The 7710-nt window shown below is 61.8% G+C and carries 7 protein-coding genes; 5 read left to right on the forward strand and 2 right to left on the reverse strand.

The genetic code is table 11. From position 1 onward, the window contains the following. Positions 1 to 92 precede the first annotated feature (92 nt). Positions 93 to 2996 carry a GH25 family lysozyme gene (locus AC5RUU_RS14625; RefSeq protein ID WP_493975912.1) on the forward strand — a complete coding sequence of 968 codons (2904 nt, stop codon included), beginning with the start codon at positions 93 to 95 and terminating at the stop codon, positions 2994 to 2996. Between the two features lie 59 nt (positions 2997 to 3055). On the opposite strand, the gene rfbA is transcribed toward AC5RUU_RS14625, so the two are convergent. Beyond that, the gene (gene rfbA, locus AC5RUU_RS14630; RefSeq protein WP_493975913.1) at positions 3056 to 3925 is read right to left on the reverse strand and encodes a glucose-1-phosphate thymidylyltransferase RfbA; all 870 of its coding nucleotides are present in this window, start codon (positions 3923 to 3925) and stop codon (positions 3056 to 3058) included. Between the two features lie 56 nt (positions 3926 to 3981). On the opposite strand from rfbA, the gene rfbB reads away from it, so the two are divergent. The 4 genes from rfbB to AC5RUU_RS14650 are packed head-to-tail and all read left to right on the forward strand — an operon-like array spanning position 3982 to position 7535. Further along, positions 3982 to 4980 carry a dTDP-glucose 4,6-dehydratase gene (gene rfbB / locus AC5RUU_RS14635; protein WP_493975914.1) on the forward strand — a complete coding sequence of 333 codons (999 nt, stop codon included), beginning with the start codon at positions 3982 to 3984 and terminating at the stop codon, positions 4978 to 4980. A gap of 3 nt (positions 4981 to 4983) precedes the next feature. Further along, positions 4984 to 6408, forward strand: a complete 1425-nt coding sequence (locus AC5RUU_RS14640; protein ID WP_493975915.1) for a sugar nucleotide-binding protein — start codon at positions 4984 to 4986, stop codon at positions 6406 to 6408. A 2-nt stretch (positions 6409 to 6410) separates the two neighbouring features. Beyond that, positions 6411 to 7136 carry a glycosyltransferase family 2 protein gene (locus AC5RUU_RS14645; RefSeq protein WP_493975916.1) on the forward strand — a complete coding sequence of 242 codons (726 nt, stop codon included), beginning with the start codon at positions 6411 to 6413 and terminating at the stop codon, positions 7134 to 7136. A 9-nt stretch (positions 7137 to 7145) separates the two neighbouring features. Beyond that, positions 7146 to 7535, forward strand: a complete 390-nt coding sequence (locus tag AC5RUU_RS14650) for a DUF2304 domain-containing protein (protein ID WP_493975917.1) — start codon at positions 7146 to 7148, stop codon at positions 7533 to 7535. Positions 7536 to 7618: 83 nt separating this feature from the next. Here the strand turns inward: AC5RUU_RS14650 and AC5RUU_RS14655 are convergent. Then, positions 7619 to 7710 (reverse strand): IS3 family transposase (locus AC5RUU_RS14655; protein WP_493975930.1); only part of this gene is annotated, 92 nt, incomplete at its 5' end.

Here is a 7710-nt window from a genome sequence, read left to right on the forward strand (position 1 = left end):
ACCACACCCTGTGCGGGTGTTCCCTGGGGGAAAATTCCGCGCAGATAACGAAATGAGCGCTCGGGGAGCGCCACATTGTCTCCGGAGCAAAAATGAAGCGGAACCCGTCTCAGTCCCGTCACCCCGCCAAACCGCTGGGCATGCTGCTGCTGGCCGCCGCCCTGGTTGCGGGCCCCGGTCTCGCAGGAGTCGCCGTGGCGGTGGAACCAGCCCCGGCGCCTGCTACTTCTTCACCCACCGGGACAGCGACGCAGCAGACCGCGGCGCCCACCCCGGCTCCGACGTCCGCCGCTCCGGATGCCGTCCCGGCAGAAGCGGCCACAGCCAACCCGGCAACTTCTGAACCGCAGCTTCCTGCCCCCTCACCTGGGGCCGCGCAGTCGATGGCCGAAGCGGTGGGCGTCGGCGGCGCTGAAATGGGACAGAGATCCGCACGTGTCGCGTCCGCCAGGCCGGATTCGTTGAACAAACTCAGCACGGAGTCACTGGCCAGCGAAGGCACCTGGATGCCGACGTTCGGAGTTCAGGGACTTGACGTAAGTGGGCACCAGCCAACGGTGGACTGGCAGCAGCAGTGGAACATGGGAGCTCGTTTCGCTTATGTCAAAGCCACTGAGGGCAACTACTACACGAACCCCTCCTACGGCTCCCAGTACCAGGGCTCACGGAATGTGGGAATGATCCGGGGTGCCTACCACTTCGCTATCCCCAACTGGTCCTCAGGTGCAGACCAGGCGCGCTTCTTCGTGCAGAACGGTGGCGGCTGGTCGGGGGACGGCTACACCATGCCGCCGGTGCTGGACTTTGAGTTCAACCCTTATGAAGGCCGGACCATCAACGGCTTTTACTTCGGCAACACCTGCTACAACATGTCCCCGGCGCAGCTCCAAACCTGGGTGCGGGATTTCGGCAATACGATGCAATCCCTGACGGGCAGGCTGCCGGTTATCTACACCAATACAAGCTGGTGGAACCAATGCCTCGGCAACCCCGCGGGCTTCGGTGACTACCCGCTGTGGATTGCTGCCTATCCCAGCTCGCCCACGAACAACGCAGGACCGGTGCCCACGGCCAGTTGGGGCACATACAGCATCTGGCAGTACAGCAGCACTGGGCCGTTTGCCGGTGACTCCAACGTATGGAACGGTGACTACGCCGGGCTGAAAGCCTTCGCGTCCAGCGGAGTTCCGCCAGCCGCCGTCAAGGCCATCGACGCGCTCCGCGCTTCGATGCCATCCCTTGGCCCACCCATTTCACCCATAGTCTGTGGCCTTCGCGACGGCGGATGCTTCCGCGGATACCAGACCGGGATCGTTATGTGGTCTCCTACTGCCGGTGCGCAACCGAGCCTCGCCGGCCCCATCCGTGAGGCCTGGGCCCGTAAGGGATACGAAAACGGCCAGATGGGTTATCCCGTATCCGGCGTCATCTGCGGACTGAAAAATAGCGGCTGCTTCCAGAACTACCAGGGCGGGTCGATCATGTGGTCACCCGCCACCGGTGCAGCACTGGTGCCGTTCGGGGCAATCCGCGAGTACTGGGCAGCACAGGGTTACGAAAACGGCGGCCTGGGATACCCGCTCAGCGACCAGGTCTGCGGGCTGAGGGACGGCGGCTGCTTCCAGCTCTTCCAGGCCGGCTCCGTGCTGTGGAGCCCTGCAACAGGTGCACGCCTGGTCAGGACCGGCCCGCTCTTGGACGCGTGGGGCCGGGCCGGATATGAAAACGGTCTCCTGGGCTACCCAAACGCGGAAGCCCTCTGCAGCAGTTCCTCCTGCACCCAGAACTTCAGCGGCGGTGTCGTAGCCTGGACACCCGCATCGGGCGCCTGGCCCGTTTTCATGGGCATGGGCGAAACCTGGAAGGCATCCCGCACCAAGGGTGAACCAATAGGCTTCCCGGTTGCAGGGGAAGTCTGCGGCCTGCGCGGCGGCGGCTGCTACCAGTTGTTCCAAGGCGGCGCGCTCCTGTTCTCCCCCGCAACCGGTGCGCATACCCTCACCGGCCGCATCCTTGATTACTGGCAGAAATCCGGGTTCGAAAACGGACGGCTTGGCTACCCAACGGGACCGGCCAGCTGCGGCGCCGTCCAGACGGAGTGCCGTCAGTCATTCGAGAAAGGCGTGGTTGCCTATTCAGCCACCACCGCACCCGAAACTGTTGCCGCCGGCCCCATGGCGGCAGGCTGGGAACGCACAGGCTGGGGCGCGGGCAGCCTAGGTTATCCCACATCCGGCCAATACTGCGGCCTGAAGGACGGCGGCTGCTTCCAGATGTTCACCAAGGGCGCGCTCATGTATTCGCCCGCCACCGGCGCCCAGCCAAGCATTCTGGGACCCATCCGGGATCTGTGGCAAAAAACCGGTTTTGAAAACGGATCCCTCGGCTACCCGGCGTCCCACGTGATCTGTGGCCTCGTCGACGGCGGCTGCTTCCAGAACTACTCCGCGGGAACGGTCATGTGGTCACCGGCAAGCGGCGCGAACGCCGTCATGTTCGGTCCTGTCCGGGAAGCCTGGGTCGGCTCGGGCTTTGAGGGCGGCAAGCTCGGCTACCCGGTCAGTGGCCAAGTCTGCGGACTGAGGAACAGTGGATGCTTCCAGAACTTCGCGAAGGGAACGGTCATGTACTCCCTTGCCACAGGGGCCCAGGCTCTCACCTCGACACCGATAAGGGAACGGTGGGCTGCGACAGGATTCGAAGCCGGTTCGCTGGGCTATCCCACAAGCGGAACGATCTGCGGCCTCCGCAATGAAGGATGTTTCCAGAACTTTGAAAAAGGCACGATTATGTGGTCGTCCGCCAGCGGAGCCCACCTGATAGTACCTGGGCCGATCCAGCAGAGTTGGGCGGGCCAGGGATTCGAAGCCGGAGCCCTTGGGTACCCCACAGGCAGCCAGGCCTGCACGGCTGACCGGACTTCCTGCAGCCAGTCCTTCCAGGGCGGCAGTATCAGCTGGACCGCGGCAGGTGGAGCAAGAATCACCTTGCGGTAACCAAGAAAAAGGAGGCGGAATCCGCGTTGCGGGTTCCGCCTCCTTTAATCTGCAGGCGCTTAGTGGCCGTACTCCAGCAGGTCGATAAGGTACGAGCCATAGCCGCTCTTAACAAGGGGTTCGGCCCTTTGCCGCAGCTCGTCGTCTGTCAGGAAGCCGAGCCGCCAGGCTATCTCTTCGGGCGCACCGATCTTCAGCCCCTGCCGGTTTTCCGTAGTACGAACGAAGTTCGAGGCGTCGTTCAGGTCATTGAATGTTCCGGTGTCCAGCCATGCAGTGCCGCGCGGAAGGATCTCCACCTGGAGCTTTCCGCGGTCCAGGTACGTCCGGTTGACGTCTGTAATCTCAAGCTCGCCGCGTGCTGAAGGCCTAAGATTCCTCGCGATTTCCACAACGTCATTGTCGTAAAAGTAAAGGCCCGGAACTGCGTAGTGGCTTTTCGGCTTTTCCGGCTTCTCCTCGAGGGAAATGGCCCGACCGTCGGAATCAAATTCGACCACACCGTAAGCCTTGGGATCGGCGACCCAGTAACCAAACACCGCCCCGCCGTCGATGTTTTCGAACCGGCGCAATTGCGTGCCCATCCCTTGGCCGTAAAAAATGTTGTCGCCCAGGACAAGCGCAACATTGTCACCGCCGATATGTTCAGCGCCCAGGATGAAGGCCTGGGCCAGGCCGTCAGGGGAAGGCTGCTGCTTGTAGGTGATGGAGACCCCGAAACGTGAGCCGTCACCCAGCAGCCGTTCGAATTGCTCTGCGTCATGCGGGGTGGTGATGATCAGGATATCCCGAATGCCCGCAAGGATCAGGGTGGACAGCGGGTAGTAGATCATTGGCTTGTCGTAGACCGGGACCAACTGCTTGCTGACGCCCAGTGTGATGGGGTGAAGCCGGGAGCCGGTACCGCCGGCAAGTATTATTCCGCGCATGTCCCCCATCTTTCCTTTCGCTAACTGCCGCGGCAAATCCGGTACCCTTGGGAATTATGCAGCGACTTCTTGTTACCGGCGGTGCCGGGTTCATCGGTTCCAACTTCGTCCACTATGTACTTGATAACACCGATGACCACGTGACCGTTTTGGACAAGCTGACCTATGCAGGAAACCTTGAGTCCCTGAAGGGTCTGCCTGAGGACCGGTTTACTTTTGTCCAGGGCGACATCGCCGACGCAGGCCTGGTGGAGGGACTGGTCGCCGAGACGGACGTCGTGGTCCACTACGCTGCGGAGTCGCACAACGACAACTCGCTGCATGACCCCCGCCCGTTCCTGGACACGAACATCATCGGCACGTACACGCTCATCGAGGCGGCACGGAAGCACAACAAGCGCTTCCACCACATCTCCACCGACGAAGTCTACGGCGACTTGGAGCTGGATGACCCCGAGCGGTTCACCGAGCAGACCCCGTACAACCCCTCCAGCCCGTACTCCTCCACGAAGGCCGGTTCGGACCTGCTGGTCCGGGCATGGGTGCGCTCCTTCGGACTGCAGGCCACCATCAGCAACTGCTCCAACAATTACGGCCCGTACCAGCACGTGGAGAAGTTCATCCCCCGCCAGATCACCAACGTGATTGACGGCGTCCGGCCCAAGCTCTACGGGAAGGGCGAAAACGTCCGGGACTGGATCCACGCCAACGACCACTCCTCGGCGGTCCTGGCCATCATCGCCAAGGGAAAGATCGGCGAGACCTACCTGATCGGCGCCGACGGCGAGAAGAACAACAAGGACGTCGTCGAACTCATCCTCAAGCACATGGGCCAGTCACCTGACGCCTACGACCACGTGGTGGACCGGCCAGGGCACGACCTGCGCTACGCCATCGACTCCACCAAACTGCGCGATGAGCTCGGCTGGGAACCCCGCTTCTCCAACTTCGACGCCGGCATCGAGGACACCATTGCCTGGTACCGCGACAACGAAGACTGGTGGCGGCCCCAGAAGGCAGCCACCGAAGCCAAGTACAAGGAACAGGGCCAGTAGTCCATGCCTTTGGAATTCTCGAAAAAGCTCGCTGCCCGCGAGACCCCGATCCCCGGCGTTGTTCTGTACGACCTTCCGGTGCACGGCGACAACCGGGGCTGGTTCAAGGAAAACTGGCAGCGGGAGAAAATGGTTGCCCTGGGGCTCCCCGATTTCCGCCCGGTTCAGAACAACATTTCGTTCAATGAGAAGGCAGGAACCACGCGCGGTATCCACGCCGAGCCGTGGGACAAGTTTATCTCCGTCGCCACCGGCAAGATCTTTGGCGCGTGGGTTGATCTCCGCCAGGGTCCGTCTTTCGGAACCGTATTCACTGCTGAACTGGACCCGAGCCAGGCAATTTTTATCCCCCGCGGTGTGGGCAACGCATTCCAGACGCTCGAAGACAACACCGCCTACACCTACTTGGTGAACGACCACTGGTCAGCCGACGCCCAGGGCCAGTACACGTTCCTCAATCTTGCAGACGAAACCGCAGCCATCCAGTGGCCCATCCCGCTGAGCCAGGCAGAGCTGTCCGACAAGGACAAGGCGCATCCACGGCTGGCCGAAGTCGTACCGATGCCGCCAAAGAAGATCCTTGTCGTTGGCGCGAACGGCCAACTGGGCAAAGCTCTGCGGAAACTGTACGACGGCGACCCGTCAGTTGAGTTCGCTGGCCGTTCCGAATTCGATGTGGACAACCCGGGCTCCTTCACCGCCCGGAACTGGAAGAACTACTCCACCATCATCAACGCGGCAGCGTACACCGCCGTGGATGCTGCCGAAACCCAACAGGGGCGCGCTGCTGCCTGGTCTGTCAACGTCGCGGCCGTCGCTTCATTGGCAAGGACCGCCGTCGAACATGACCTCACACTGGTCCACGTGTCGTCCGATTATGTTTTCGACGGCGCCCAAGTCATCCACCACGAGGATGAGCCCTTCACCCCACTCGGCGTTTACGGCCAGACGAAGGCGGCCGGTGATGCGATCGTCAAGGTCGTGCCCCGCCACTACGTCGTCCGCACCAGCTGGGTCATCGGCGACGGCAACAATTTCGTGCGCACCATGGCATCGCTGGCTGGCCGTGGCGTCGAGCCCTCGGTGGTCAACGATCAAGTCGGCCGCCTCAGCTTCACAGAAGACATTGCCGCGGGCATCCGCCACCTGCTGGAGTCAGGCGCAGACTACGGAACCTACAACCTGAGCAGTGACGGCGAGCCGCAGTCCTGGGCAGACCTTGCGGCAGACGTGTATGAGCTGTCCGGCAAGGGCCGCAGTGCGGTTACCGGCGTCAGCACTGCTGAGTATTTCAAGGGTAAGGAAGCGGCGCCCCGGCCTCTGAACAGCGTGCTGGACCTCACCAAGATCAAGGCGACCGGATTCCGACCGCCTCTATCGAGCACCCGTCTGGAGTCCTACATCAAGAACGGACTGATTAAACAGTGACCGTGCCCGCCCGCACCCCTGACACCCTTGTCATCATGCCTGCCTGGAATGAGTCCGAATCCATCGGAAACACCATCCGGGAAGTATTTGAGTTCGGCCCGCCATGCGATGTCCTGGTCGTTGACGACGGGTCGCGCGACAACACTGCCCAGGTCGCCCGGGCGGCAGGAGCCACCGTCCTGCAGCTCCCGTTCAATATGGGCGTCGGCGGTGCAATGCGGACCGGTTTCAAGTACGCCAAGAGTCACGGGTACAGCCAAGTCATCCAGGTCGATGCCGATGGCCAGCACGATCCCCGGGACATCAAGGCTGTGCTTGACGGCCTCCAGCACGCCGACATTGCCATCGGGGCGCGGTTCGCCGACAAGGGGAACTACACGGTAAGCGGCCCGCGGAAATGGGCCATGAAGGTACTGGCGTGGACGATTTCGCGCGTCGCCGGAACAACGTTGACTGACGTAACCTCCGGGTTCCGGGCAGCCAACATAAAAGCGATCCGCCAATACGTTGACCACTACCCGGCCGAGTATCTTGGTGACACCATCGACTCGCTGGTGGTCGCCATCCGCTCCGGATGTACTGTCAGGCAAGTGGCGGTCTCGATGCGCGCCCGCCAGGGAGGCACCCCCAGCCACGATCCAATAAAGGCTGCCATATACCTCGGGCGCTCAGCAATGGCCTTGCTGTTCGCCCTGACGCGCAAGAAAACCGAGCCTTCCACTAACTAGGATTCCAATATGTCGCTCCTTATGGGCTCCATCGTCGTCGTGGCGATCCTCTTCTTTGTCTTCGAAATGCTGCGCCGGCAGAAACTTCGTGAGAAGTACGCGGTTTTGTGGATCGTCATTGGCATAGGCACCCTTCTGCTGTCTGCTTTTCCGTCACTTCTCGAAAAAGCCAGCGGTCTCATCGGTATCCAGGTGCCTGCCAACCTCCTGTTCATCATGACGCTGATCCTCCTCGTTGGAGTCTGCCTCCACCTATCCCGGGAACAGTCCCAGGCTGAAGACGAGGTGAGGATCCTCTGCGAGGAAGTGGCGTTGTTGCGGGCTGAACTGGCTGAGGTCCGCAACCAATTCGAGGCGGGCCGCGGCTCCGGAACCGGTTCCGAGCCGCGCGAACAGTGAGGCCGGCGCCGCCAACAGCGGACAAAGAAAAGGGACGCCCGGTTTGAACTGGTCCCCAAAAGTTGGACTGGCCAAATCAGAGCCTAAGCCGCAAGGGCCTGAGTACGGTATTGCACCGGGCTCAGGCCCTTGAGTTTTGTTGAGATTCTGTTGGTGTTGTACCAGTGGATGTAGT

The sequence above is a fragment of the Arthrobacter sp. K4-10C genome, from assembly GCF_059090085.1.

Bases quoted from the DNA above. Each gene is read 5' to 3' on its own strand.
- AC5RUU_RS14650 (WP_493975917.1), top strand. From the start codon at position 7,146: ATGTCGCTCCTTATGGGCTCCATCGTCGTCGTGGCGATCCTCTTCTTT.
- rfbA (WP_493975913.1), bottom strand. From the start codon at position 3,925: ATGCGCGGAATAATACTTGCCGGCGGTACCGGCTCCCGGCTTCACCCC.
- AC5RUU_RS14640 (WP_493975915.1), top strand. From the start codon at position 4,984: ATGCCTTTGGAATTCTCGAAAAAGCTCGCTGCCCGCGAGACCCCGATC.
- AC5RUU_RS14625 (WP_493975912.1), top strand. From the start codon at position 93: ATGAAGCGGAACCCGTCTCAGTCCCGTCACCCCGCCAAACCGCTGGGC.
- rfbB (WP_493975914.1), top strand. From the start codon at position 3,982: ATGCAGCGACTTCTTGTTACCGGCGGTGCCGGGTTCATCGGTTCCAAC.